The 24,075-nt window shown below is 71.8% G+C and carries 25 protein-coding genes; 10 read left to right on the top strand and 15 right to left on the bottom strand.

The features are described 5' to 3' along the window. Positions 1-32 precede the first annotated feature (32 nt). From ACFVS6_RS24635 to clpS, 7 genes are all read right to left on the bottom strand, one after another. Positions 33-983, bottom strand: a complete 951-nt coding sequence (locus tag ACFVS6_RS24635; protein ID WP_389706930.1) for a PLP-dependent cysteine synthase family protein — start codon at positions 981-983, stop codon at positions 33-35. Beyond that, positions 983-1,270 carry a MoaD/ThiS family protein gene (locus ACFVS6_RS24630; RefSeq protein WP_281208476.1) on the bottom strand — a complete coding sequence of 96 codons (288 nt, stop codon included), beginning with the start codon at positions 1,268-1,270 and terminating at the stop codon, positions 983-985. The genes ACFVS6_RS24635 and ACFVS6_RS24630 overlap by 1 nt, the downstream gene beginning before the upstream one ends. 87 nt (positions 1,271-1,357) lie before the next feature. Beyond that, entirely contained in the window at positions 1,358-1,465 is a 108-nt protein-coding gene (locus ACFVS6_RS24625; protein WP_389706928.1) for a putative leader peptide, read from the bottom strand. A gap of 77 nt (positions 1,466-1,542) precedes the next feature. Beyond that, a complete protein-coding gene (locus ACFVS6_RS24620; RefSeq protein ID WP_389706926.1) occupies positions 1,543-1,965 on the bottom strand; it encodes a Mov34/MPN/PAD-1 family protein in 423 nt (140 codons plus the stop codon). A gap of 132 nt (positions 1,966-2,097) precedes the next feature. Further along, a complete protein-coding gene (locus tag ACFVS6_RS24615; RefSeq protein WP_389706924.1) occupies positions 2,098-3,534 on the bottom strand; it encodes an amino acid permease in 1,437 nt (478 codons plus the stop codon). 315 nt (positions 3,535-3,849) lie between these two features. Continuing rightward, complete coding sequence (locus ACFVS6_RS24610) at positions 3,850-4,458, bottom strand: DUF2017 domain-containing protein (RefSeq protein WP_389706922.1); 609 nt, start codon at positions 4,456-4,458, stop codon at positions 3,850-3,852. After that, positions 4,458-4,772: an ATP-dependent Clp protease adapter ClpS gene (gene clpS / locus ACFVS6_RS24605; RefSeq protein WP_281208472.1), complete on the bottom strand. Its 315-nt coding sequence runs from the start codon at positions 4,770-4,772 to the stop codon at positions 4,458-4,460. The genes ACFVS6_RS24610 and clpS overlap by 1 nt, the downstream gene beginning before the upstream one ends. Before the next feature lie 81 nt (positions 4,773-4,853). Here clpS and ACFVS6_RS24600 point away from each other — a divergent pair, with 81 nt between their 5' ends. Beyond that, the gene (locus ACFVS6_RS24600) at positions 4,854-6,182 is read left to right on the top strand and encodes a nicotinate phosphoribosyltransferase (RefSeq protein ID WP_389706920.1); all 1,329 of its coding nucleotides are present in this window, start codon (positions 4,854-4,856) and stop codon (positions 6,180-6,182) included. A gap of 118 nt (positions 6,183-6,300) precedes the next feature. Next, positions 6,301-6,894 carry an isochorismatase family protein gene (locus ACFVS6_RS24595; RefSeq protein WP_389706918.1) on the top strand — a complete coding sequence of 198 codons (594 nt, stop codon included), beginning with the start codon at positions 6,301-6,303 and terminating at the stop codon, positions 6,892-6,894. Positions 6,895-6,921: 27 nt separating this feature from the next. Here ACFVS6_RS24595 and ACFVS6_RS24590 read toward each other — a convergent pair whose 3' ends face one another. Together ACFVS6_RS24590 and ACFVS6_RS24585 are read right to left on the bottom strand one after the other, a co-directional pair. Next, positions 6,922-7,227, bottom strand: coding sequence for a hypothetical protein (locus ACFVS6_RS24590; RefSeq protein WP_281208469.1), 306 nt, complete (start codon positions 7,225-7,227; stop codon positions 6,922-6,924). Positions 7,228-7,339: 112 nt separating this feature from the next. Next, the gene (locus tag ACFVS6_RS24585; protein WP_389707005.1) at positions 7,340-9,694 is read right to left on the bottom strand and encodes an immune inhibitor A domain-containing protein; all 2,355 of its coding nucleotides are present in this window, start codon (positions 9,692-9,694) and stop codon (positions 7,340-7,342) included. A gap of 499 nt (positions 9,695-10,193) precedes the next feature. On the opposite strand from ACFVS6_RS24585, the gene ACFVS6_RS24580 reads away from it, so the two are divergent. Then, positions 10,194-10,472 carry a hypothetical protein gene (locus tag ACFVS6_RS24580; RefSeq protein WP_389706916.1) on the top strand — a complete coding sequence of 93 codons (279 nt, stop codon included), beginning with the start codon at positions 10,194-10,196 and terminating at the stop codon, positions 10,470-10,472. Between the two features lie 115 nt (positions 10,473-10,587). Here ACFVS6_RS24580 and ACFVS6_RS24575 read toward each other — a convergent pair whose 3' ends face one another. Both ACFVS6_RS24575 and ACFVS6_RS24570 read right to left on the bottom strand, forming a co-directional pair. Beyond that, a complete protein-coding gene (locus ACFVS6_RS24575) occupies positions 10,588-11,316 on the bottom strand; it encodes an RDD family protein (RefSeq protein ID WP_389706914.1) in 729 nt (242 codons plus the stop codon). Positions 11,317-11,384: 68 nt separating this feature from the next. After that, positions 11,385-12,857, bottom strand: coding sequence for an RDD family protein (locus tag ACFVS6_RS24570; RefSeq protein ID WP_389706912.1), 1,473 nt, complete (start codon positions 12,855-12,857; stop codon positions 11,385-11,387). A gap of 335 nt (positions 12,858-13,192) precedes the next feature. Between ACFVS6_RS24570 and ACFVS6_RS24565 the strand changes: the two genes are divergently transcribed. Beyond that, complete coding sequence (locus ACFVS6_RS24565; RefSeq protein WP_389706910.1) at positions 13,193-13,672, top strand: SsgA family sporulation/cell division regulator; 480 nt, start codon at positions 13,193-13,195, stop codon at positions 13,670-13,672. Between the two features lie 53 nt (positions 13,673-13,725). Here ACFVS6_RS24565 and ACFVS6_RS24560 read toward each other — a convergent pair whose 3' ends face one another. Then, on the bottom strand, positions 13,726-15,108 hold the full coding sequence (locus tag ACFVS6_RS24560; RefSeq protein WP_389706908.1) for an FAD-binding oxidoreductase: 1,383 nt from the start codon (positions 15,106-15,108) through the stop codon (positions 13,726-13,728). Between the two features lie 96 nt (positions 15,109-15,204). On the opposite strand from ACFVS6_RS24560, the gene ACFVS6_RS24555 reads away from it, so the two are divergent. Then, the gene (locus tag ACFVS6_RS24555) at positions 15,205-16,821 is read left to right on the top strand and encodes a tetratricopeptide repeat protein (protein ID WP_389706906.1); all 1,617 of its coding nucleotides are present in this window, start codon (positions 15,205-15,207) and stop codon (positions 16,819-16,821) included. A 90-nt stretch (positions 16,822-16,911) separates the two neighbouring features. On the opposite strand, the gene hppD is transcribed toward ACFVS6_RS24555, so the two are convergent. After that, positions 16,912-18,057: a 4-hydroxyphenylpyruvate dioxygenase gene (gene hppD, locus ACFVS6_RS24550; RefSeq protein ID WP_389706905.1), complete on the bottom strand. Its 1,146-nt coding sequence runs from the start codon at positions 18,055-18,057 to the stop codon at positions 16,912-16,914. A 133-nt stretch (positions 18,058-18,190) separates the two neighbouring features. Between hppD and ACFVS6_RS24545 the strand changes: the two genes are divergently transcribed. From ACFVS6_RS24545 to ACFVS6_RS24530, 4 genes are all read left to right on the top strand, one after another. After that, a complete protein-coding gene (locus tag ACFVS6_RS24545) occupies positions 18,191-18,667 on the top strand; it encodes an Lrp/AsnC family transcriptional regulator (protein ID WP_389706903.1) in 477 nt (158 codons plus the stop codon). A gap of 86 nt (positions 18,668-18,753) precedes the next feature. Then, positions 18,754-19,344 (top strand): ArsR/SmtB family transcription factor, encoded by a 591-nt coding sequence (locus ACFVS6_RS24540; RefSeq protein WP_388900069.1) that lies wholly within the window; start codon positions 18,754-18,756, stop codon positions 19,342-19,344. A 94-nt stretch (positions 19,345-19,438) separates the two neighbouring features. Then, entirely contained in the window at positions 19,439-19,672 is a 234-nt protein-coding gene (locus ACFVS6_RS24535) for a hypothetical protein (protein ID WP_389706901.1), read from the top strand. Further along, positions 19,669-20,967 (top strand): MFS transporter, encoded by a 1,299-nt coding sequence (locus ACFVS6_RS24530; RefSeq protein ID WP_389706899.1) that lies wholly within the window; start codon positions 19,669-19,671, stop codon positions 20,965-20,967. The genes ACFVS6_RS24535 and ACFVS6_RS24530 overlap by 4 nt, the downstream gene beginning before the upstream one ends. On the opposite strand, the gene ACFVS6_RS24525 is transcribed toward ACFVS6_RS24530, so the two are convergent. Together ACFVS6_RS24525 and ACFVS6_RS24520 are read right to left on the bottom strand one after the other, a co-directional pair. Next, positions 20,897-21,694: a S16 family serine protease gene (locus ACFVS6_RS24525; protein ID WP_389706897.1), complete on the bottom strand. Its 798-nt coding sequence runs from the start codon at positions 21,692-21,694 to the stop codon at positions 20,897-20,899. The two genes, ACFVS6_RS24530 and ACFVS6_RS24525, sit on opposite strands and share 71 nt — an antisense overlap. 250 nt (positions 21,695-21,944) lie before the next feature. After that, a complete protein-coding gene (locus ACFVS6_RS24520; RefSeq protein ID WP_069920456.1) occupies positions 21,945-22,586 on the bottom strand; it encodes an IclR family transcriptional regulator in 642 nt (213 codons plus the stop codon). Positions 22,587-22,950: 364 nt separating this feature from the next. On the opposite strand from ACFVS6_RS24520, the gene ACFVS6_RS24515 reads away from it, so the two are divergent. After that, complete coding sequence (locus ACFVS6_RS24515) at positions 22,951-24,018, top strand: hypothetical protein (protein ID WP_389706894.1); 1,068 nt, start codon at positions 22,951-22,953, stop codon at positions 24,016-24,018. Positions 24,019-24,075: the final 57 nt, after the last annotated feature.

Below are 24,075 nucleotides of genomic sequence, written 5' to 3'. Positions count from 1 at the left end.
CCGGGCGGGCGGGCCGGGGGCCGCTGCCGCTGTCAGGCCCAGAGCTGGCCCTGGAGGAGCTCGATGGCCTCCTCCGTCGTGGCCGCCGTGTAGACGCCCGTCGACAGGTACTTCCAGCCGCCGTCGGCGACGACGAACACGATGTCGGCGCTCTCCCCCGCGGCGAGGGCCTTGCGGCCGACGCCGATCGCCGCGTGCAGGGCGGCGCCGGTGGAGACGCCCGCGAAGATGCCCTCCTCGCGGAGCAGGTCCCGGGTGCGGGTGACGGCGTCCGCGGAGCCCACCGAGAAGCGGGTGGTCAGCACGGAGGCGTCGTACAGCTCGGGGACGAAGCCCTCGTCGAGGTTGCGCAGGCCGTAGACGAGGTCGTCGTACCGGGGCTCGGCCGCGACGATCCTGATGTTCTCGACGTGCTCGCGCAGGTAGCGGCCGACGCCCATGAGGGTGCCGGTGGTGCCCAGGCCCGCCACGAAGTGCGTGATGGACGGGAGGTCGGCGAGGATCTCCGGGCCCGTGGTCGCGTAGTGCGCGCCGGCGTTGTCCGGGTTGCCGTACTGGTAGAGCATCACCCAGTCCGGGTGCTCGACGGCCAGTTCCTTGGCCACCCGGACCGCGGTGTTCGAACCGCCGGCCGCCGGCGACGGGACGATCTCGGCTCCCCACATCGCGAGAAGGTCGCGCCGCTCCTGCGAGGTGTTCTCCGGCATCACGCACACGATCCGGTAGCCCTTGAGCTTCGCGGCCATCGCCAGGGAGATGCCCGTGTTGCCGGAGGTGGGCTCCAGGATGGTGCAGCCGGGGAAGAGGCGGCCGTCCTTCTCCGCCTGCTCGACCATGTGGAGCGCGGGGCGGTCCTTGATCGAGCCGGTCGGGTTGCGGTCCTCCAGCTTCGCCCAGATCCGCACGTCGGCGGAGGGCGAGAGCCGGGGCAGCCGGACCAGCGGCGTGTTGCCGACGGCCGCGAGCGGGGAGTCGTAGCGCATTACTTCGAGCCGCCGGCCACGGCCGGGAGGATGGTGACGCTGTCGCCGTCCTTGAGCGCGGTGGAGATGCCGTCGAGGAAGCGGACGTCCTCGTCGTTGAGGTAGACGTTGACGAAGCGGCGCAGCTGGCCACCGGCCGCCTGGTCGACGATGCGCTCCTCGATGCCCTTGTGCCGCGTCTCCAGGTCCGCGAACAGCTCGGACAGGGTCGCGCCCTCACCGTTCACGGCCTTCTCGCCGTCGGTGTAGGTGCGGAGGATGGTGGGGATGCGGACCTCGATGGCCATGGCAGGCTCCAGTGTCGTGAAGGGCGTAAAACCGTAAGAACGTGAAGGCGCGCGGTTCTTGCGCCCCCGCGCGGAGGGCTGGATCGCTCAGCCGGCCGGACAGATGGCGCTGGCGAGACGGCACAGGTCGACGTGCAGCCGCGCCACGAGCAGCAGCCTGCCGGGCGTCTCGATGCTCACGTCGTGGGAAACCATGCGGTCATGTTAACGATTCCCGGTCCCCCGTTTGGAGTGTGATCCCGCATCGTGGACCGCAACCGCTCACATACTGGTCAGTAGGCTGCTACGACCTGCACTTCTTCCTCGGTGATCACGCCGTCGACGATCCGGTACGAGCGGAACTGGAACTCGCCGAGGCCGTCCTGGTCGGCCGTGGAGACGAGCACGTAGTGGGCGTTCGGCTCGTTCGCGTACGTCACGTCGGTGCGCGAGGGGTAGGCCTCGGTGGCGGTGTGCGAGTGGTAGACGATCACGGGCTCCTCGTCGCGGTCGTCCAGCTCCCGGTAGAGCTTCAGCAGGTCCTTCGAGTCGAACTCGTAGAACGTGGGCGAGCGGGCCGCGTTGAGCATCGGGATGAAGCGCTCGGGGCGCCCGGTGGCCGCCGGACCGGCCACGACGCCGCACGCCTCGTCGGGGTGGTCCTTGCGGGCGTGCTCGACGATCCGGTCGTACAGGTCCTGGGTGAGGGTCAGCATGAGCGACAGGATAGACAGAAGGGCCCTTCCGTACCGAGGCGTGGTACGGAAGGGCCCGAATGTCGGACGGAGTGCCGCGGGGACACGGGTTCCGGCCGGGACGGCGGCCGGGGAAATCCGGTCCCCGCGGGGTCAGGAGACCTTGTTGAAGGCCGCGCCGCGCGGGTTGCGCGACTTCAGCACCAGGTAGGAGACGCCGAGGATCAGGCCCCACAGCGGCGCGCAGTACAGCGAGACGCGGGAGTCCTTGTCGATGCCCATCATGACGATGACCATCCCGATGAACAGCAGGGAGAACCAGCTGGTCCACGGGGCGCCGGGGGCGCGGAAGGAGGACTGGGGCAGCTCGCCCCGGTCGGCCTTGGCGCGGTAGCGGATCTGGCAGACCAGGATCATGATCCAGGCCCACATGCCGGAGATGGTCGCGAAGGAGACGACGTAGTCGAAGGCCTTGCCCGGGGCGACGTAGTTGATCCAGACGCCCACCAGCATCAGCGCGGCGGAGAAGGTCGTGCCGAGCAGCGGGGTGCCGTTCTTCGTCAGCTTGGTGAAGAACTTCGGGCCCTGTCCGTTGAGCGCGAGGTCGCGCAGCATGCGACCGGTGGAGTACATGCCCGAGTTGCAGGAGGACAGGGCCGCGGTCAGGACGACGAAGTTCACGATCGCGGCGCCGATGCCCAGGCCCATGCGCTCGAAGGCGGCGACGAACGGCGAGACGCCCGGCTGGAAGTGCGTCCACGGCACGACCGACAGGATCATGATGAGCGCGCCGACGTAGAAGACGGCGATGCGCCACGGCACGGTGTTGATGGCCTTGGGCAGGGTCTTCTCGGGGTCCTTCGACTCGCCGGCGGTGACGCCGACCAGCTCGACCGCGAGGAAGGCGAACATCACGATCTGCAGGGTCATCAGCGTGCCGCCGATGCCCTTGGGGAAGAAGCCGCCGTCGTTCCACAGGTTGGAGACGGACGCGGTCGCGGCGGCGTCGGAGAAGCCGATCGTCAGGATGCCGGCGCAGATCAGGATCATGCCGACGATGGCGGTGACCTTGACCATGGAGAACCAGAACTCCAGCTCGCCGAAGAGCTTCACGGAGATCAGGTTGGCGCCGTAGAGGATGACCGTGAAGATCAGCGCGAACGCCCATTGCGGGAAGCTGTCGTCGGTCCAGTACGCCATGTACTTGGCGGCGGCCGTGACCTCGGTGATGCCGGTGACCACCCAGAAGAGCCAGTACGTCCAACCGGTCGCGTAGCCCCAGAACGGGCCCAGGAACTCGCGGGCGTAGTCCGAGAAGGAACCGGACACGGGGCGGTACATGAGCAGTTCGCCCAGGGCCCGCATGATGAAGAAGATGACCAGGCCCGCGATGGCGTAGGCCAGGATCAGGCTCGGTCCGGCCTTGGAGATCGCCTTGCCCGCCCCGAGGAACAGGCCGGTGCCGATGGCCCCGCCGATCGCGATCATCTGGATCTGGCGGGCTCCGAGTGCGCGGTGGTACCCCTCGCCCTCGCCCTGGTCGCCCTCGCCGGGCGTCCTGTCGTGCTGCTCGACCTGCACAGAGGTCATGTCTGGTGCGCCTTTCTCCACGCCGACCCGCGCCTCGTCGGCCGCGGATCGGGTCCTCGATCCCCCCGGATACGGATGGAGTTGCACGCCGGCGGTCAGCCGGTTCAAGCAGGCCTGGGGACAGGGGTGGCGTCCCTTCGGCAGTCGTGAAGATTTATCACGGGCTTATGGGAACGGGAGGGGAGGAAATGTGGCGGAAGGCATAAAAAAATCGGGACATAGGCCCCGATGGCGATCAGATCACCGCATGGCGGTGATCTGATCGTTATCCGGATTTGAGCGTCCGCTGAGCGAACATGATCCCCGATCGGACGATCAGCGGATCAGCGTTTCGATCAAGGTTTCCTGGAGGCCGCCGAGCCACAGGTAGGCCATCACCATGGGCTTGCGCGGATCCTCGTCCGGCAGCCGGAACAGCACGGCGCTCTCGTCGTCCTCGGTGATGTCGAGCCGGGCCGCGATCGTCAGCCGCAGGTCGTTGAGGGCGCCGAGCCAGCGGTGCGGCAGCTCGCCCGTCAACTCCAGGACGGCCGCCCCGTCGCCGGCGGGGGTGAGCCCGTCCAGACTGCGCACGACGGCCAGCGCGTCCTCCCGCTTGCGGGTGCGCAGGTCGTTCTCGGTGAAGCGGCGGAACTCCGAGGAGCGGGCCCGCAGCTCCTCCGGGTCGTCCTTCGGGCCCGCGCCGGGGCCCCCGTAGGCGTCCGGGAAGAGTCGGGCCAGGGCCGGGTCGGACGGGGGCTCGCTCGGGCCGTCGGAGGCGAAGAGCACGGCCAGCGGGTCCGCGTCCGCGGCGGGCTCGGGCTCGCCGGGGCCGATCAGCTCCAGCAGTTGGACCGCGAGGGAACGCAGGATGGAGATCTCGATCTCGTCCAGCGCGACGGCGGCCCCGGGGCCGCCCTTCAAGGGTTCGAACACGCCGCCCATCAGTTGCGGTCCTGCGAGAGGGTCGCCCAGAGCCCGTACCCGTGCATGGCCTGCACGTCGCGCTCCATCTCCTCGCGGGAGCCGCTGGAGACGACCGCCCTGCCCTTGTGGTGGACGTCCATCATCAGCTTGGTCGCCTTGTCCTTCGGGTAGCCGAAGTACGCCTGGAACACGTACGTCACGTAGCTCATGAGGTTGACCGGGTCGTTGTGCACCAGGGTCACCCAGGGGACGTCGGGTTCGGGGACCGCGTAGGTCTCTCGGGCCGATTCGGTGCGTTCGATCTCAACGGGAGCAACACTCACTTGTCCCATGCTGCCACTGCCGGGGGGCCGTCGCACAAACGGGCCCCCACATCTCGTCACTTTGACGAGATGTGCGCTAGCATCCGTGACATGAACCCTGCGGACCTGGGCCTGCCGGTGGACGTGCCGTCGACAGCGCTCTTCACGGACCATTACGAGCTCACGATGCTGCAGGCCGCCCTGGCCAACGGCACGGCGGACCGCCGTTCGGTCTTCGAGGTCTTCACCCGACGGCTGCCCGAGGGCCGCCGCTACGGAGTGGTGGCGGGGACCGGGCGCGTGCTCGACGCCGTCGAGAACTTCCGTTTCGACGGAGCGGTGCTGGAGTTCCTGCGGGAACGGGCCGTCGTCGACATGCGGACCCTCGACTGGCTGGCCTCGTACCGCTTCTCGGGTGACATCTGGGGCTACCCGGAGGGCGAGACCTACTTCCCCGGCTCGCCGGTCCTGCGCGTCGAGGGCAGCTTCGCCGAGTGCGTGCTGCTGGAGACCGTGATCCTGTCGATCCTCAACCACGACTCGGCCATCGCGGCCGCCGCCTCCCGGATGTCCTCGGCGGCGGGCGGGCGCCCGCTGATCGAGATGGGCGCCCGGCGCACCCACGAGCTGGCGGCCGTCGCCGCCTCGCGGGCCGCGTACGTCGGCGGCTTCACCTCGACCTCGGACCTGGCCGCCGGCTTCCGGTACGGCATCCCGACGGTCGGCACCAGCGCGCACGCCTTCACCCTGGTCCACGACAGCGAGCGGGACGCCTTCACGGCGCAGGTCGCCTCGCTCGGCCGCGGGACGACCCTGCTGGTGGACACGTACGACGTCGCGGAAGCGGTGCGCACGGCCGTGGAGGTCGCCGGCACGGACCTCGGAGCGGTCCGGATCGACTCCGGGGACCTGCTGCTGGTCGCCCACCGGGTGCGCCAGCAGCTGGACGAGCTGGGGGCGACCTCGACGCGGATCGTCGTCACCTCCGACCTGGACGAGTACGCCATCGCCTCGCTGGCGGCGGCGCCGGTGGACGCGTACGGGGTCGGCACCCAGCTGGTCACCGGCAGCGGGCACCCGACCTGCTCCATGGTCTACAAGCTGGTGGCGCGGGCCGCGTCCGACGACCCGAAGGCGCCGTTGGTCCCCGTCGCGAAGAAGTCCTCGGGCGGCAAGACCTCCATCGGCGGCCGCAAGTGGGCGGCCCGCCGGGTGGACGCCGACGGCGTCGCCGAGGCCGAGGTCATCGGGACCGGCCCGGTACCCGCCGCCCTCGCCGGCCACCAGCTGCTGACCCAGCTGGTCAAGGGCGGCGAGGTCGTGGCCCGGGAGTCGCTGGAGACGGTGCGCGAGCGCCACGCGGAGGCCCGGCGACGGCTCCCGCTGTCGGCGACGCAGCTCTCGCGCGGCGAGGCGGTCATCCCGACCGAGTACGTGTGACCGCCGCCGGGCCCGCGGATCCGCCGCGGGCCCCGGGTTCGGGGAGGGGCGGGGTGGGGCAAGAGCCCCCGCAGGGCCCCGCCGCACCACCCACCCACCGATCCGAAGGACACGCGACATGCACCGCGCACTGATCGTCGTCGACGTACAGAACGACTTCTGCGAAGGCGGCAGCCTCGCGGTCTCCGGCGGGGCCGACGTCGCCGCCGCGATCACCGAGCTCATCGGTCAGAGCACCCCCGGCTACCGGCACGTCGTCGCCACCCGCGACCACCACGTCGACCCGGGCGCGCACTTCGCGCACCCCCCGGCCGTCCCGGACTACGAGACCTCCTGGCCGGTGCACTGCGTCGCCGGGACCGAGGGCGTCGGGTTCCACCCGAACTTCGCGCCGGCCGTCGCCTCGGGCGCCGTCGCCGCCGTCTTCGACAAGGGCGCGTACGAGGCCGCCTACAGCGGCTTCGAGGGCGCCGACGAGAACGGCGTGACCCTGGCCCAATGGCTGCGGGACCGGGAGGTCACCGAGGTCGACGTCGTCGGCATCGCCACCGACCACTGCGTCAAGGCCACCGCCCTCGACTCGGCCCGCGCCGGCTTCACCACCCGCGTCCTGCTGGACCTGACGGCCGCCGTGGCCCCCCACACCACCGCGAAGGCCCTGGAGGCCCTCCGCGAGGCCGGGGTCACCCTCGTCGGCGACCGGGCCGCCTGAGGGCCCGCGGGGGCCGCCCCCGGGGCGCTACGTGCCGCCCAGCAGGGCGCGGATCGGGTGCCAGAGTTCCGCCGCGCGGTCGGGGGCGCAGCGCCACAGCAGGCCGTCGGGGTGGTGCAGGACGGCCGTGACCTCGTCCGGGGTCGGCGGCTGGGCGTTGCCCCGCAGGTACACCGCCCGCATCCCGAGGTTCCGCAGCCTGGTCAGGGCGCGGGCCCGGTTCGCGGCGTGCACCAGCACGCGCACGTTCCCACCTTCTCCGGACGGCCTGGGCAGCGTCAGGGCCACCACCACACTGCCTCCGGGCAGTCTGACGAAACCTCCACCGGGCATGCTTTTCATCTCCCCCGTCAATAAGAAACTCGCACCACGCATCTAAACGCGATCGGCCGCCGCCCGCTAGAGGGCGACGGCCGATCATGCTTTGACCTGCGGGTTTACCGAATTACTTGCTGGAGGGTCCGACCTCGATCGTCATTTCGGTGCCCTCGTAGGACTCCTTGAGGATCTTGATCTTGGTGTTGGTGTCAGTGACCTTCACCGAGCCGGTCGGGTTCTCGTCGTAGTAGTACTTGCCCTTGCGGTCGTCGAAGACGAGGTTGGTCGGCTTCGGCTTCAGGAAGAGCGACTCACCGTTCTTGTGAAGGGTGAAGGCGTCCGTCGAGTACGCGCTGAAGGTGGCGTCGTACGGCTGGATCTTGTTCCGCAGCAGGGTGCCGTCCGACCACTTCATCGGCTTGGCGTTGGCGTCGATCGGAAGGATCAGGCCCTGGCCGGGGTGCTGGCTGGTGTTGTTGTCCTTCTGGGAGGTGTCCCAGAGCCAGATCAGCAGGCCGTCCTGGTACGGGTAGTGCTCGACCCAGTCGGGACGGGTGTTGGCGTGACCGAAGTTGTACGGGCCGACCTTGAGGGTCTGGTCGTACGACACGTAACGGCGGTTCTCGGCCAGGTAGTACTGCGCGTACTCCTTGGTGAAGCCGGCGCCGATCCGCGAGAAGCCCTTGCCCGTCCAGCCGTTGTCGCCGTTCTCGGCGCCGTCGGTGAACAGCGGGGAGCCGTCCGCGGTGAGGGTGACGGCATCGGCCGTGAAGCCCTTGCCGCCCGCGCCGCCGTCCGTCTGGTAGCGGAAGCGGAGGTCGACCTTCTTGCCCGCGTAGGCGTCCAGCGGGAAGTTCAGCGACTTCCAGGCACCCGAGACACCGGTCAGCGAGGGGCTGCCGGCCGCGTCGACCGGGAGGGCCGCGCCGTCGGCGGTACCGGCGAGGGCGGTCCAGTTGGCGCCGCCGTCGGTGGACACCTCGGTGTAGAGGTAGTCGTAGTCGGCCTCGATGTCCCACCAGCCCTTGAGGGACAGGGCGGCGGAGGTCTTGCCGGTGAGGTCGACCGAGCGGGTCAGGGTGTTCTTGAGGTCGTCACCCATGTTGCTCCACCACTGCGAGGAGCCCTCGGCGGGAGCGACGATGTCGGTCTTGACCTGCTTCTTCGGCAGCTCGACGACCAGCGCCTGCTTGTCCTTGGTGTTGTACGCGGAGACGCCCAGCTTGTGGGTGGACTTCGTCGCGGCCTTCGCCTGGTCGAAGTTCAGCCAGCCCAGCTGGAGCTTGTCCCAGGCGGTCATGTCGCCCGGGAGGTCGCCTATGGACTCCTTGCCGGTGCCGAGCCAGGAGCCCGCCGACATCAGGGACCAGAAGCCGACGCCGTTCTCGCCGCCACCGGAGGTGTCGTAGAGGTCCGGCAGACCCAGGTCGTGGCCGTACTCGTGCGCGAAGACGCCGAGGCCGCCGTTCTCCGGCTGCATCGTGTAGTCGCCGACCCAGATGCCCGAGTCGCCGATCTGCGTGCCACCGGCCTTGTTGCCCTCGGGACCGGTCTTGCCCGCGCTGGTGCCGTACGCGTACCAGCGGTGCGCCCACAGGGCGTTGGTGCCCTGCACGCCGCCGCCGGCCGACTCGTCCTCACCGGCGTGGACGACCTGGAAGTGGTCGATGTAGCCGTCGGGCTCGTTGAAGTTGCCGTCGCCGTCGAAGTCGTAGCGGTCCCACTGGTCGTACTGGGCCAGCTGCGCCTTGATCTGCGCGTCGGTCTTCCCGGCCTTCTTCTGCGCCTCGGTCCACGCGAGGACGCCGTCCTTGACGGTGTCCCACACGTTGGAGCAGTTGGTCTGACCGCAGTAGTTCGAGCCGTAACGGGCCTCGTTGTACGGGATCTTGACCCAGTCGGCGACCTCGCCCTCGACCGAGTAACGGCCCGAGGAGGTCTTCTCGTAGTAGGTCTTCAGCGAGTTCTTGCCCTCGCCGGTACCGAAGTACAGGTCCTGGAAGTAGGAACGGCTGAAGTCCTTGCGCCACGCGGTGCTGTTGTCCTGCGCGCGGTCCGGCTGGGCGATCTGGTTGTGCAGCGGACCGGGGGTGCCGCCGTACTTGGGGGCCGGCGGCTTCGGGCCCTCCGGACCGTCCGGGTCGTGCATGGTCGTGTTGTCGACCTGGTCACCGAACTCGACGAGGATCGTGAAGATCTTGTCGGTCTTCTCGCGGCCGAGCTCGACGTACTTCTTGTCGTCGAGCTTCACGACCTTGGAGGCGCCGCGCTGCTCGATGCCCTTCTTGCCCGAGAGCACCTGGTCAAGGGCTGCCTCGCGCTGCTGCGCCTGCTGCTTGCTGAACGGGCCTTCGAGGTCGTGCTTGACCTTCTCCTTGGACGGAGCGGTCGGGTCCTGGTGGTCGGCCGCGGGTGCGCCGCCCCAGCTGGAGTCGGCGGTGGCCGTGGTGAAGAAAGCGCCGGAAGCTGCGGTCGCGGCCATCGTCACGCCGACGGCGGCGGCACGCAGCGCGCGCTTCCTTGCGGAGTTGCTGGTCACTTGATGTCGTTCCCCTCCCGCGGCCGCAACGTAGGTCGGAACGTCTCCATAGGAGCGGGGGGTTCCGCGCGGCGCGCGTCTCAAGTGACGACATTTGACCGGAGAGTCGAAAGAAAAGACAGACCTTGACTTGTTCCTTACAACTGCACTATGCGGTCAGTCAGTTCCGCTATTCGGACGTTCCGCAGCCTTACGGGTCCTTCCGGGGCGAAGGACCCGCCTCCCCTTCTCCTCGAAGGTCGCTCGGAGATCGCTCGAAGACCGGTCGAGAACCCCTCGAAACCGGCCGGCGGGTGACCCGTGTGCGCCCCCTGTGCTCCGACAGCGGGGGTCGGGTCGCGCTTACCGGTCGGTCGCCTCGGGAATCCCGTCAGGGACTCACTTGACACGCGCACCTGTCGAGCGGTCTCCCCCCTCCCCCGCCTTGAGGACGGAAAACGTCATGCCGCGACCGACTGCCGCACAGCTCGCCTACGGGTCCGCCACCGTCATCGTGTCGACGATCGCCATGCTCCTGCTCTCGCAGACGAGCACGGGGCTCGGGGTGGCGGTCATCTCCGCCGCCGCGCTCGCCCTCGGGCTCCTGGTCGCGCTGACGGTGCCCACGCCGCGCCGCCGCGGCCGGCACGCCGCCCCGACCGGCCGTCAGGGCGCCCCGGAGGGCACCTCCCCGGCCACCGGGCCCGCCAGGGCCGACGCGGAACACCCCGTGCACCACTGAGCTCCCCGCCACCGAGCTCCCGCGCCACCGGGCCCGGCCGCCACCGGGCCCGGACACAAGGGTGCGGGCGACCGCCCCCCTTCCGGGGACGGTCGCCCGCAACGGGCCGACCGGGTCAGGTCGCCGATCTGACCACCACGGTCTTGGCGACCTTGTCGTGCAGGCCCTGCTTGTACGGCTTGTCGATGAGCATCGACACGATCAGGGCGAGCGGCCACAGGCACAGGCAGCAGACCAGGGTCGGGATCCACAGCAGCGCGGCCCTGCTCAGCGCGGCGTTCGAGGGGGGCACGCTGCCGTCGTTGAGCATCGCGGTGCGCAGGCCCATCGCCCTCTTGCCGAGGGTCTGGCCGTTCTTCTTGGTGAACCACCAGTCGTACCCGACGTACGCGATGATCGAGATCAGCGTCCACACCAGGCCGGTACCGCTGTAGGAGCGGGTGATGATCTCGGTCGCGTCCTCGCCGCGGTTCGAGTCGACCATGTAGCGCCGCGTGTTGAACGGGAGTTGGATCAGGTAGAGCGGAACCCCGACGATGAGCACGTCGATGACGCGCGCCGCGAGCCGCTTGCCGAAGTCCGCGAGCGGCGGCATCCCGGCCAGCGGATCGGGCATGCCGTAGCCGCCTCCACCGCCGTACGGGTCGCCACCACCGCCGTACGGGGGCGGCGGGGGCGGGTATCCGCCGCCCGGGCCTCCGGGTGGCGGCGGAGGGGGGTACCCGCCGCCACCGGGGGGCGGGCCGTACGGCGAGCCACCCGACGGAGGCGTCGGTTCCTGGGGCTTCTTGAGGAACGGGTCGTCCTCGGGCGGCTGGCCCGGCGGCGGCTGGTCGGTGCTCATGGCCCGAGTCGAACCCGGGCCCGCCCGACTCGCAACGGGACCGCGTCCGTTCGGGGTAGGGGCTGCGCCTACCGCGCTACGTAGGTGCCGGCCGCCCGGTCGTGCCAGGCCTGACGACGGGTCCGGTCGAAGAGGGACCGCAGGCAGCCCGGCAGGCCGAACAGGGCCCCCACGAGCCAGCGGCGCAGGGCCGCGCCGAAGCCGGGCGGGCGCAGCGTGGCGACGGTCAGGACGCGGACGCCGCACAGCTTCTTGCCCGGGGTGCGGCCCCAGCGGGCGGTGGGCAGCACCTCGTAGAACAGCCCGAAGAGCAGTACGGCGGCCAGCAGCAGGCACCCGTACCCGGCGGTGGTGGCGTCGAGGAGCCACACGGTGGTGGTGTGTCCGCTCCCCCGGGCCGCGTCGACCTTGGCCTGGAGGTGGTCCGTCACCCGGGGCACCAACGGCACGGCGACCCCGGCCGCGAAGGCGCCGAGGACGACGGAGTCCAGGACGCGGGCCAGGGTGCGGCGGACCAACCCGGCGGGGCGCACCGCCCGCTCGGCCATGCGCTCGAAGACGGCCCGGGTGGTGACCGGCGCGGGCGGCCGGGGCGGGTTCTCCGGGAGGGTGGGGCGGCGCCGGGGCTCGGGCCCGCGGCGGGCCTCGTCGTCCCAGGGGACGGCCGGACGGGGCCGCTCCGCGCGGGCCTCCCCGGCACCCGGGGTACGGGTCGGCGCGGACTCGGCGGCCTCGGACCGGGACCCGGTCGGCCGGACCCCGCGGGCCTCCTCCTCCCAGGGCGCGGCGGCCGGGGCCCGGGTGGCGGTGGGGCGGGCCGGACCGGGAGCTGCGGGAGCCGGGCGGGCCTCGTCCTCCCAGGGCGCGGGAGCGGCGGGAGCCCGGCGGGCCTCGTCCTCCCAGGGCGCGGTCCGGGTCCGTCGGGCGGGGTGGCCCGCGTCCGGCGGGGCGGCCTGCGGTGCGGCGGACCGGGCGGGGGTCGCCTCGGGCCAGGACGAGGTCAGTCCGGACACGCCGCCGCCGGGGGCGTCGGGCCAGGCGGGCGGACGGGCCGACAGGATGCCCACGCTCTCGGACGCGGTTTGCGTCGGGAGCCGCCGCGCGGCGGACGCGGCGGCGGGTGGGGACGCGGACGCGGCGGCGGCAGCGGGTACGGGGGCATCGGCGGGGGCGGGGGGCGCGGCCTGCGCCGCGTCCCGGGCCAGGGAGATCCCGGCGGGGCGGCGTTCGGGTTCCGGCTCGCCCGGGCCGCCCCAGGAGACGCGTACGTCACGGGGGCCGCCGAAGCCGGCCTGGTGCGCGGGGTCGGCCTGCCAGCCCGGCGACGCGGGCCGGGGTTCGGGTTCCGGTTCGGGGAGCGCCTCGGTCACGGAGGTCTGGTCGAGGAACACCGGCCCGGTCTCGTCCGCGGGGGCGGCGGGGCGGCTCGTGCCCGGCACCCAGGCCGCGCCGTTCCAGTACCGGACGTACCCGGGGATGGACGGGTCGGGGTAGTAGCCCTCGCGGGCAGCGTGATCGCCGTCACCAGGGGAGGCCGTCAATGTCCCCAACTCCGATCGTGGCTTGAGGCTTGTGCAGGGGAGGACCCAAGGGGAGGACCATAGCCAAGAACCCCCTCCCGACAGGTCCGGTAACGGGAGATTCCAAGCCTTCGGGCGAACCTCGGCCCTTTATTCGCCCCGCGGCGACCCCGGGACGGGCTCGGACCGGCCCCGCCCGCCCCCGAGCGTCGACTTTCGGTCACCCGAAAGATTTCGGCCAATTCGCGGTTCGTTGCCCGGACTCGCGTCATCACCGGCCCCCGGTGCGCTCTCTGCGGGTGCGGGGCCCGGTCCGGCCCCGCGCCCGGACACGAACGCACCGAAGTGAGGCCGCCATGCACCACCCCGTCATCGAGCGCGAGCTGGAACTCAAGCTGGTCCTGTCCCCCGAGCGTGCCGTCCCCGTCCCCGCCCGCCTGCTCTACCTCCTCGACGACCCGTTCGCGGTGCACATCACCTTCCACACCGGCTCCAGCGCCCCCGTCAACTGGACGTTCGCCCGCGAGCTGCTCGTCGAGGGGGTGTTCCGTCCGTGCGGGCACGGGGACGTCCGGATCTGGCCGACGAAGATCGACAACAAGGCGGTCCTGTGCATGGCCCTCAGTTCCCCCGACGGCGACGCCCTGCTGGAGGCGCCGGCCGGTTCCGTCTCCGCCTGGCTGGAGCGGACGCTGCGCGTCGTCCCGCCGGGGACCGAGGCCGACCGGCTCGGCCTGGACGCGGCGCTGGCGGAACTGCTCACCCCGACCCCGGCCGACGACCTGTGGCTGCGGGACCCGTGGCCCTCGGACGAGTCGGCGGACGGGGACGCGTGATGCGGGCAGGTCCGGCGCGGGAGCGTCCGGCGCGCCCCGCCCGGCGGGTTGCGTCAGAAGAGCTTGCCCGGGTTCAGCAGGCCGAGCGGGTCGAAGGCGTGCTTGACGTTGCGCTGCATCTCCAGTCCGACCGGCCCCAGTTCGCGGGCCAGCCACTCCTTCTTCAGCACACCGACGCCGTGTTCGCCGGTGATGGTGCCGCCCAGCTCCAGCCCCAGCTCCATGATCGCGTCGAAGGACGCGCGGGCCCGCCGCGCCTCGTCCTCGTCGGCGGGATCGAAGCAGACGACCGGGTGGGTGTTGCCGTCGCCCGCGTGCGCGCAGACGCCGATGAGCAGGTCGTACGTCCGGGCGATGGCGGCCGTGCCGTCGAGCATCTCGGCGAGCCGCGACCGCGGGACGCACACGTCGTCGATCATCGTCGCGGGCCGCAGCGCCTCCAGCGCGGTCAGGGACATCCGCCGCGCCTGGAGCAGCAGTTCGGACTCCGCCTCGTCCTCGGCCGGGACGACGGCGGTGGCCCCGGCGGCCTCGCACAGGGCGGCGACGGCGTCCAGTCCGGCGGCGGCGTCCGGGGTGTCGAAGGCGGCCAGCAGCAGGGCCTCGGTGGTCTCGGGCAGGCCCATCTTCCCGAGGGCGTTGACGGCGCGGACGGTCGTCCGGTCCATCAGCTCCAGCAGCGAGGGCGCCAGGCCCGCCTCCATGACGGCGCACACGGCCTCGCAGGCGGCTGCGACGGAGGGGAACTCGGCGGCCAGCGCCAGTTGCCGGGGCGGCGCGGGCCGCAGCGCGAGGACGGCTCCGACGACGACGCCGAGGCTGCCCTCGGAGCCCACGAAGAGCCGGGTCAGGTCGTATCCGGCGACGCCCTTGGCCGTGCGCCGCCCGGTGCGCATCAGACGCCCGTCGGCCAGGACCACGTCGAGGCCGAGCACGTACTCGGCGGTGACCCCGTACTTGACGCAGCACAGGCCGCCCGAGGCGGTGCCGATGTTCCCGCCGATGGTGCACTGCTCCCAGCTGGAGGGGTCGGGCGGGTAGTAGAGGCCCTGCGCGGCGACGGCCCGCGAGAGCACGGCGTTGACCACGCCGGGCTCGACGACGGCGATCCGGTCGACGGCGGAGATCTCCAGGATGCGGTCCATCTTGATGAGGGACAGCACGATGCAGCCGTCGGCGGCGTTGGCGCCGCCCGACAGGCCCGTGCGGGCGCCCTGCGGGACGACGGGGACCCGCAGGGCGGTGGCGGTGCGCAGGACGTGCTGGACCTGTTCGACGGTCCGGGGCAGGGCGACGACGGCCGGGGTGCCGGCGGCGCAGAAGCTCGCCATGTCGGTGGAATAGGAGGCGGTCACCTGAGGGTCGGTCAGGAGGGCTTCGGGAGGGAGTCCTTCGGCGAGGCGCGCGAAGAGCCGTGCGGAGAGGTCATCAGCCATGGGGCCAGCGTGACAGCCGGGGCCATCGGTGTGAACACGGCCGCGACCGGCTTCGGACACCTCGGCGCGCTCTTCATATTGACGCACAGTGACCCCATGGACCGTATCGACGAGGAATCGCAGCAGCCCGCGCCGCCCGTGACCTTCACCGGCCGCAAGACGGTCGTGGCGGCCGCGGTCGCCGTGGTCCTGATCGCGGGCGCCCTGCTGATCCGCCCGGCCCGCACGGCCGACGACGCCCGGCCGCCGGGGCCCACCGAGCGGGCCGCCTCGGCGGTCGGCATGGGCGCACCGCCGGCGGCGGTGGACCTCACTGCGCTGGTGGCGGACCGGGAGCGGTGGCTCGCGGGGCATCCCGACGACGACGCGTCGTGGGCGGTGCTCGGGTCGGCGTACCTGGAGCAGTCGCGGCGCACGGCCGATCCCGGCTGGTTCCCGAAGGCGGAGAAGGCCCTCAAGCGGTCGCTGGAGGTGCGGCCCGCGGAGAAGGGCAACTTCGACGCGATGACGGCCATGGGCGCGCTGGCCAACGCCCGGCGGGACTTCGGGACGGGCAAGAAGTGGGGCGAGCTGGTCCGTGCGCAGGCGCCGAAGCGCTGGACGGCGTACCCGGTCCTGGTGGACGCGTACACGGGCCTCGGCGACTACAAGGCCGCGGAGAAGGCCATGGAGCGGCTGTCGGAGCTCCGGCCGGGCCTGGTGTCGCACCTGAGGGCCGCCCAGGTCTACCGGGACCGGGGCTGGCGCGAGGACGCGGTGGTGTCGCTGGAGCACGCCGGGGGCGCGGCGAAGGCGCCCGCGGAGAAGGCGTACGTCCTGTACCGGCTCGGGGAGATGTCCTGGGAGCGGGGCGAGACGGCCGAGGCGATGCGGCAGTTCGAGGCCGCGCTGCGGACGGACCCGGCGCAGTCGGAAGCGCTGGGCGGCCGGGCCCGCGCCCTGGCCGCGCTGGGCCGTTCCGGGGAGGCGGTGCGGGACTACCGGCTGGCGCTGGGCCGGACCCCGGCGCCGCGGCTGGCGCTGGAGCTGGGCGAGCTGCTGCAGTCGCTGGGCCGGGACGAGGAGGCGCGCGCGCCGTACGGGTCGCTGTCGGCGCTGGCGGCGCGGGGCACGACGAACGGGGTGAACGAGGAGTTGGTGCTCGGCCTGTTCGAGGCGGACCACGGCGATCCGTCGGCGGCGGTGCGCCGGTTGTCGGCGGAGTGGTCGCGGCACAAGAGCGTGCAGGTCGCGGACGCGTTGGGGTGGGCCCTGCACAAGCTGGGCGAGGACGCGGCGGCGTTGGAGTACGCGAAGAAGGCCACCGAGCTCGGGCTGCGCAGCGCCGAGTTCTCCTACCACCGGGCGATGATCGAGCGGGGTCTGGGCGACGACGAGGCGGCCCGTCGGCACCTCCAGGAGACCCTGCGGACGAACCCCCTCTTCTCACCGGTCCGGGGACCGTTGGCGAAGGAGGCGCTGGCCGCGATCGGGCAACAGGCGGCGGGTGGACCGGAGAACATGCAGCCCAGCAAGCCGTGGGTGGCGCCGGAGATGCCGAAGCCCCGTCCGAAGCCCAAGCCGAAGCCCAAGCCGGAGCCGGCTCCGAAGGCGGACCCGAAGGCGGCTCCGAAGGCGGATGCGAAGACGGCCCCCGGGGCGGACGCGAAGACGGATCCGAAGCCGGCCGCCCCGAAGCCCGCGGCGCCGAAGCCCGCCCCCTCGGCCCGCTGAACGCGGGGCGCCCCCGGCCCCGCCGGAGGGCGGGGGCGGGGGCGGGACCCTCGGACGTGGTCGGCGCGGCGGAGGTGACCCGCGCGGCGGCTACAGGTTGCCGCGCTTGTCCTGCTCGCGCTCGATGGCCTCGAACAGGGCCTTGAAGTTGCCCTTGCCGAAGCCCATCGAGCCGTGGCGCTCGATGATCTCGAAGAAGACGGTCGGCTTGTCCTGCACCGGCTTGGTGAAGATCTGCAGCAGGTAGCCGTCCTCGTCGCGGTCGGCCAGGATCTTCAGCTCGCGCAGCTCGTCGATCGGCACGCGGGTGTCGCCGACCCACTCGCCGAGGGTGTCGTAGTAGCTGTCCGGGACGGACAGGAACTGGACGCCCGCCGCGCGCATCGTGCGGACGGTCGCGACGATGTCGTTCGAGGCGAGGGCGATGTGCTGGACGCCGGGGCCGCCGTAGAACTCCAGGTACTCGTCGATCTGCGACTTCTTCTTCGCGATCGCGGGCTCGTTGATCGGGAACTTGACCTTCTTGGTGCCGTCCGCGACCACCTTGGACATCAGCGCCGAGTACTCGGTCGCGATGTCGTCGCCCACGAACTCCTTCATGTTCGTGAAGCCCATGACCTTGTTGTAGAAGGCGACCCACTCGTTCATGCGGCCGAGTTCCACGTTGCCGACGCAGTGGTCGATGGCCTGGAAGGTCCGCTTGGCGGGCGCGGCGACCATCGGCTCGACGGCCACGTAGCCCGGCAGGTAGGGCCCGGTGTACTCGCCGCGCTCGACCAGCGTGTGGCGCGTCTGCCCGTACGTCGCGATCGCGGCGAGGACGACGGTGCCGTGCTCGTCCTTGACCTCGTACGGCTCGTCCAGGCCGCGGGCGCCCTGCGCGACGGCGTACTCGTAGGCGGCGCGGACGTCCGGGACCTCGATGGCGAGGTCGATGACCCCGTCGCCGTGCTCGGCGACGTGCTCGGCGAGGAAGCGGCCGTGGTCGGTGGCGGGCTTGATGACCGAGGTCAGGACGAAGCGCGCGGAGCCGTTGGTGAGGACGTAGCTCGCCGTCTCGCGGCTGCCGTTCTCCGGTCCGGAGTAGGCCACGAGCTTCATGCCGAAGGCGGTCGAGTAGTAGTGCGCGGCCTGCTTGGCGTTGCCGACGGCGAAGACGACCGCGTCCATGCCCTTCACCGGGAAGGGGTCTGCCTCACGCGCGGTGGCCGGGGTGGTGTCGAGGGTCTCAGTCATGAGCGCAGATTCCCGCCCTTCCACAAGCTGCGCAATAGTTTCGATTTCAGCTGTACATATTGACCAGCCCGGCCGCAGAATGACTGAGAGATCTGTGCAGTATGACCAGCTCCGGAGCAGCGGGAGGAACCCCATGGGAATCGACGAGCTCGACGGCCGGCTCATCGTCCTGCTGGCCCGCGAGCCGCGGATCGGCGTCCTGGAGGCCTCCCGCCGGCTCGGGGTGGCGCGCGGCACCGTGCAGGCGCGCCTGGACCGGCTCCAGGCGAAGGGCGTGATCCGCGGCTTCGGCCCGCAGGTGGACCCGACGGCCCTCGGGTACCCGGTGACGGCCTTCGCCACCCTGGAGATCAAGCAGGGGCAGGGCGCCGACGTGCGGGCCCACCTGGACGGGGTGCCGGAGGTGCTGGAGCTGCACACGACGACGGGGCACGGGGACATGTTGTGCCGCCTCGTGGCCCGCTCCAACGCCGACCTCCAGCGGGTGATCGACCGGGTCGTGGGCTTCGAGGGGATCGTGCGGGCCTCGACGGCGATCGTCATGGAGAACCCGGTGCCGTTGCGGATCATCCCGCTGGTGGAGCAGGCGGCGGCGGACGAGGACGAATGAGGCGCCGCGCGACCCCCCGGAAGTTCCAAAGACTTCTATGCAAAGAATCCCTTGCACAGAAGTCTTTGCAACTCTACTGTTGAGGCATGCCCGAGGAAGAGACCCGGAACCCCGCACCCAACGTCCGCACCCTGGACGCCCGCTCCCTGCGCGGCCTCGCCCACCCGCTGCGCATCCGCATGCTGTCCGCGCTGCGGCAGAACGGGCCGGCCACCGCCTCACAGCTGGCCGAACGGCTCGGCGAGTCCAGCGGCGCCACCAGCTACCACCTGCGCCAGCTCGCCTCGCACGGGTTCGTCGAGGACGCGCCCGAGCACGGCAAGGGCCGTGAGCGCTGGTGGCGGGCGGCCCACGACGGCACCCAGTTCGACGAAACGCTCATGTACGACGACGACCCCGAGACGCGCGGCGCCGCCGACGCCTTCCTGCACGAGATCGCCACGATCCACGCGCAGGAGGTCAACACCTGGATCGGCGACGCCGTCCACTGGAGCAAGGAATGGCGCCGCGCCTCGGGCATCAGTGACTTCACGCTGCGGCTGACCCCCGAGCAGGCCCACGAGCTGACGCACCGGGTCCACGACCTGATCAACGGCTACCGGGACCTGCCGCCCGCCGAGGGGGCGGAGGCCGTCCGCATCCACACGCACACGCTGCCGCGCCGCGACCGCGCGTAGTCCGCGCCACCCGCCCGTCCCGCGCAACCCGTTCTTCCCGCGCCGACCCTCCCGCGCCGACCCGAGCTCACCCATGCCCTGAAGGAGTCCTGCCGTGCACGCCTTCGACCACGCCCTGAACCACGCCGCCCGCACCACCGAGCTCGCCGCCGAGGCCGCCGCCTGGCACCTCGCCCACCAGGCCGCGCCCGCGACCGCCACCGCAGCGCGCCCGCTGCCCACCCTGCCCGCCCTGCGCAACCGGCTCGGGGAGGCGCTGGTGGCCGCCGGGATCCGGCTGATGCAGCCGGCGCACGTCCACGCCCGCATGCACCGGCGCGCCGCGTGAACCGTCGGCCCTTCGCGGCGGTCCTGGCCGCCAACACGATCTCCACAGCCGGAAGTTCGCTCACCCTGATCGGCGTCCCGTGGTTCGTGCTCCAGACCACGGGCAGCGCCGGCCGGGCCGGGATCGTCGCCTTCTGCGCCACCCTGCCGGTCGTCGTGGCCGCGCTCGTCGGCGGCCCCGTCATCGACCGGATCGGTCGCCGCCGGGTCTCGGCCGCCTCCGACCTGGTCTGCGCCCTGTCCGTGGGCGCGATCCCGCTGCTGCACCACGCGGGGCTGCTGGAGTTCTGGATGCTGTGCGCGCTGATGGCCGTCACCGGCCTCGTCCACACCCCAGGCCTGACCTCCCGCTACGTCCTGCTGCCCAGCCTCGCCGAGCACGCCGGCACCAGCCTGGCCCGGGCCGCGAGCCTCTACGACGCCGTCTCGCGCGGGGCCCGGATGATCGGCGCCGCCGTGGCGGGCCTGCTGATCGCGGCCTTCGGCGCCGGGACCGTGCTGCTGGTGGACGCGGCGACCTTCGCCGCCTCCGCGCTGCTGGTCGCCGCCTTCCTGCACGGAGTTCCGGCCGCCGAACCCCAACGCTTCGCCGAGAAGGTCTCGTTCGCCTCGTACCGGACCGAACTGGCCGAAGGGTGGGCCTTCCTGACCCGCTCGCGGCTGCTACTGGGCATCACCGTGATGGTGATGGTGACCAACGGGCTGGACCAGGGCTGGTCCGCGGTCCTGCTGCCGGTCCACGGCGACGAGGCCCTCGGCGGGCCCACGGCCCTCGGCCTGATGGTCTCCCTCTTCGGCGGCTTCGCGCTGCTGGGCGCCCTGCTGTACGGGGTGTGGGGCGAGCGGTTCCCCCGCCGTGCGGTGTTCACGGTCGCCTTCCTGCTCTGCGGCGGCGCCCGCTACGTCGTCGCCGCCTTCACCGACACCCCGCTGCCGCTCGCGGTCACCATGGCCCTCGCGGGCCTGGGCGCGGGCGTGCTCAACCCGATCCTGAGCACCGTCGTATACGAGTTGGTCCCCGAGGAGCTCCGCAGCCGCGTCTCCAGCGTGTCCACGGCGGGCGGCGAGCTGGCCATGCCGATGGGCGGACTCGCCGCGGGGCTGCTCGTCGACGGTTTCGGAGTCGTCCCCGCCCTGCTCCTGTTCGGCGGCGTCTACGTGCTGACCACGCTGACGCCGCTGGTCTTCCCGGCCTGGCGCGGCCTGGACCGGAGCCCGTCGCGGGTCAGCAGGACGGAACCTCTCCGTTCCGGTTCAGCGCCCGCAGGGAGTTCACCGCGTCCGTCAGCGAAGTGACCGGGATCAGTCGCAGCCCCTCGGGCAACTCCGCCCGGGCATCGGAACATTCGGCCTTCGGCACGAGGAACACGCTCGCTCCGTCGCGCTTCGCGGCCTGCGTCTTCAAACCCACTCCGCCGACCGGGCCGACCGCTCCGTCGGCACTGATGGTGCCCGTACCGGCGATGTTCCGGCCGCCCGTGAGGTCCGCGCCGCTGCCGTCGCCGTCGAGCTTGTCGACGATGCCGAGGGAGAAGAGGAGGCCGGCGCTCGGGCCGCCGACGTCGGCGAGGTTCAGTTCGACCTTGACGTCCTTCGGGTCCTTGCGCAGGAATCCGAGGGCGGCCTGGGAGGCGGCCGACTGGGACTTGGTCATCTCCTCCAGGTTGTGCTCCTCGATCTCCTTGTCGCTTCCGCCCGACGGGTAGACCGCCTCGCGGGGCATGACGGCCTCGCCGGTCCCGAACCAGTACCCGAGCAGCTCGTGCAGCTTGATCGTCGAGGACGGTCCGGTGGCCCGGATGGTGGTCATGCGGAGTTGCCCCTTGGTGTCGCGGACCGGGGCACCGGTGATCGAGATGACGGGCTTGCCCTGGTCGGAGCCCAGCACGTCGGCCGTGGGCCCGGGCACGGCGACCACGTAGGGCAGTGGCGCGAGGGCCGCTACGGCGAACAGCCCGAGGACGGGCGCGGCGCAGACGGCCAGGGCGGCGGGGCGCGGCAGACGTGTGAGGCGTGAGAGCACCCGGCCAATCTACCGACCCGACCCGCCCGGACCCCGACCCCGGCCCCCGGCACGGCGGAGCCGGACCCCGGGGGCAGGGGTCGGGCCGGCGGGTCCGGGCGTACGGGGTCGGGGTCCGGGGTCGGGCTTACGGGGTCGGGGCCCGGGCGGGTCGGCCTCCGGGGCGGCCCGTACGGCCGACCGCGGCCGGGCGTACGGAAACCCGGCCGGGCTCGCGGCCGGGCCGGGATCGGCAGGTGTCGTGGCGGGGTCAGCGCAGGGCGTCGGCGACCTCGCGTGCCGCGTCGACGACCCGGGGTCCCACCCGCTCCGGGACCGCGTCGGCCAGCATGACGACGCCCACGCTGCCCTCCAGCCCGGTGATGCCGACCAACGGAGCGGCGGCGCCGCTGGCGCCCGCTTCGAGTTCGCCGTGGGTGAGCGTGTATCCGGGCTCGATGAGCGCCCCCTGACGGGCCGCCAGGATGGCCCGTCCGGCCGCGCCCCGGTCCAGCGGGTGGCGGAAGCCGGCCCGGTAGGCGACGTGGTAGTCCGTCCAGGTCGGCTCGACGACGGCCACGGCCAGCGCCTCCGTGCCGTCGACGAGGGTCAGGTGCGCGGTGGCCCCGATGTCCTCGGCGAGCGACCTGAGGGCGGGCAGGGCGGCCTCCCGTACCAAGGGGTGGACCTGGCGTCCCAGGCGCAGCACTCCGAGCCCGACGCGGGCGCGGCCGCCGAGGTCACGGCGGACCAGGGCGTGCTGTTCGAGGGTGGCGAGCAGGCGGTAGACGACGGTGCGGTTCACACCGAGTCGGTTGGAGAGCTCTGTGACAGTCAGACCGTGGTCGGTGTCGGCGAGCAGCTTGAGGACTCTGAGTCCTCGGTCGAGAGTCTGGGAGGTTTCCGCGGTCACGACGCCTCTCCCTCTTTCGGTGGGCGGCGGTGACTCTCACGGGGTGGAGCGCTGCCGGTCCCTCGGCGACGCACGGAGAGGCCGCCGGTAGCGGCCATGGCACCGGCTGCGCTCCCGCGGCGGCGCTGCCACGGGGCGTTCGATGCGGGGACAGTAGCGAGCGGGTCCGCTCAGCGGAAGGCCTCGTCCAGAATCCGGGCGCATGGCGCCGATTTGCACGGATTGCTCCGCACGCATGTATCAATTCGTAATGATCATCTGCTGAAAATCGCTTTACACGCCCATTACTCTGATCATGTTCAAAAGTTGCTGGGGGTGGGCAGGCCGTTACGGCCCTGAGCTCACACAGGGGAGAGAAGTCAAAGTGAATCTGAAGCGCATGGCCGTCGTGGCCGCCGCCGCCGTCGTGGGTCCGACCGTCCTCATGGCGACGCCGGCGATGGCCGACGAGGCCCAGCCGACCGCCGTCACCACGCCGGACGCGGCCCCGGCCGCGGAGGCCCCGGCCGCCGAGGCCCCCGCCGCGGCGAAGCCCGCCGCCGAGGCCCCGGCCGAGAAGGCCGTCGAGGCCCCGGCCGAGACCCCCGCCGCCGTCGCGCCGGTCGCGCCCGTCGTCCCGGTCGCCCCGCCCGTCGTCCCGCCGGTCGCCCCGGTCGCGCCGGTAGCCCCGGTCGCCCCGGCCACGCCGGACGCCAAGACCCCGGAGACCAAGCCGGTCGCCGACGAGGCCGAGCTGGAAGCGGGCGACGAGGACCTGCTCGCGACCGGTCCCGTCCTGGAGCTCAAGGACGTCCCGGCCACCTTCAAGACCGGCACCTGGACGAAGTTCTCCGTCGCGGTCGACAACTCGAAGAACAAGCCGCAGGAGAGCTACGTCCTCGTCCTCGCCGTCGAGGACGAGCACGGCAAGCTCCGCGGCAAGGACGTCCAGGTCCAGGTCTTCTGGAACGGCACCTGGCACTCGGTGCAGGTCATCAGCGAGGGCGGCGTGCCGGTCGCGCTCCTGAACGACGACCTGCAGATCCCGGCGGGCAAGATCAAGCTCGACGTCCGCGTGAAGTTCGGCACGGGTGCCCCCAAGGGCAACATCGCCATCGCGGTCGCCGGCGGCAGCAACGTCGAAGAGGACGTCTGGTCCGAGACCGTCTGGGTCGAGTCGAAGATCGTCTCCGGCGGCAACGGCGGCGGCAACAACAACGGTGGCGGCAACACCGGCACCAAGCCGAACGGCGGCACCTCCACCACGCCGATCGTCGACAACAGCAACAACGGCGGCACCACCAACAACGGTGGCACCACCACCGCCGGTGAGCTCGCGGAGACCGGTTCCGACGCGGCCACCAGCTGGGCCATCGGTGGCGCCGGCGTCGCGCTCGCCATGGGTGCGGCCCTGGTCGCCGGCACCGGCCGTCGTCGCCGTACCAACGCGTAAGCGTTAGGCACCACGAGAGCGGGGTCCGTGCGCAGCGGCGCACGGACCCCGATCCGT

This window comes from Streptomyces sp. NPDC057939, from assembly GCF_042887545.1.
Classification (GTDB): Bacteria; Actinomycetota; Actinomycetes; order Streptomycetales; family Streptomycetaceae; genus Streptomyces.
Note: the sequence above shows the minus strand (reverse complement) of the source record. Positions and strands in the feature narration are given on the sequence as shown.

What these genes read in the sequence shown, in the direction of transcription:
- ACFVS6_RS24615 (WP_389706924.1), bottom strand. Translation starts at nt 3,534, where the DNA reads ATGACCTCTGTGCAGGTCGAGCAGCACGACAGGACGCCCGGCGAGGGC.
- ACFVS6_RS24610 (WP_389706922.1), bottom strand. Translation starts at nt 4,458, where the DNA reads ATGGGCGGCGTGTTCGAACCCTTGAAGGGCGGCCCCGGGGCCGCCGTC.
- ACFVS6_RS24585 (WP_389707005.1), bottom strand. Translation starts at nt 9,694, where the DNA reads ATGGCCGCGACCGCAGCTTCCGGCGCTTTCTTCACCACGGCCACCGCC.
- hppD (WP_389706905.1), bottom strand. Translation starts at nt 18,057, where the DNA reads ATGACTGAGACCCTCGACACCACCCCGGCCACCGCGCGTGAGGCAGAC.
- ACFVS6_RS24600 (WP_389706920.1), top strand. Translation starts at nt 4,854, where the DNA reads ATGAACCCTGCGGACCTGGGCCTGCCGGTGGACGTGCCGTCGACAGCG.
- ACFVS6_RS24635 (WP_389706930.1), bottom strand. Translation starts at nt 983, where the DNA reads ATGCGCTACGACTCCCCGCTCGCGGCCGTCGGCAACACGCCGCTGGTC.
- ACFVS6_RS24565 (WP_389706910.1), top strand. Translation starts at nt 13,193, where the DNA reads ATGCACCACCCCGTCATCGAGCGCGAGCTGGAACTCAAGCTGGTCCTG.
- ACFVS6_RS24575 (WP_389706914.1), bottom strand. Translation starts at nt 11,316, where the DNA reads ATGAGCACCGACCAGCCGCCGCCGGGCCAGCCGCCCGAGGACGACCCG.
- clpS (WP_281208472.1), bottom strand. Translation starts at nt 4,772, where the DNA reads ATGGGACAAGTGAGTGTTGCTCCCGTTGAGATCGAACGCACCGAATCG.
- ACFVS6_RS24625 (WP_389706928.1), bottom strand. Translation starts at nt 1,465, where the DNA reads ATGGTTTCCCACGACGTGAGCATCGAGACGCCCGGCAGGCTGCTGCTC.
- ACFVS6_RS24580 (WP_389706916.1), top strand. Translation starts at nt 10,194, where the DNA reads ATGCCGCGACCGACTGCCGCACAGCTCGCCTACGGGTCCGCCACCGTC.
- ACFVS6_RS24595 (WP_389706918.1), top strand. Translation starts at nt 6,301, where the DNA reads ATGCACCGCGCACTGATCGTCGTCGACGTACAGAACGACTTCTGCGAA.
- ACFVS6_RS24590 (WP_281208469.1), bottom strand. Translation starts at nt 7,227, where the DNA reads ATGCCCGGTGGAGGTTTCGTCAGACTGCCCGGAGGCAGTGTGGTGGTG.
- ACFVS6_RS24555 (WP_389706906.1), top strand. Translation starts at nt 15,205, where the DNA reads ATGGACCGTATCGACGAGGAATCGCAGCAGCCCGCGCCGCCCGTGACC.
- ACFVS6_RS24560 (WP_389706908.1), bottom strand. Translation starts at nt 15,108, where the DNA reads ATGGCTGATGACCTCTCCGCACGGCTCTTCGCGCGCCTCGCCGAAGGA.
- ACFVS6_RS24545 (WP_389706903.1), top strand. Translation starts at nt 18,191, where the DNA reads ATGGGAATCGACGAGCTCGACGGCCGGCTCATCGTCCTGCTGGCCCGC.
- ACFVS6_RS24540 (WP_388900069.1), top strand. Translation starts at nt 18,754, where the DNA reads ATGCCCGAGGAAGAGACCCGGAACCCCGCACCCAACGTCCGCACCCTG.
- ACFVS6_RS24630 (WP_281208476.1), bottom strand. Translation starts at nt 1,270, where the DNA reads ATGGCCATCGAGGTCCGCATCCCCACCATCCTCCGCACCTACACCGAC.
- ACFVS6_RS24620 (WP_389706926.1), bottom strand. Translation starts at nt 1,965, where the DNA reads ATGCTGACCCTCACCCAGGACCTGTACGACCGGATCGTCGAGCACGCC.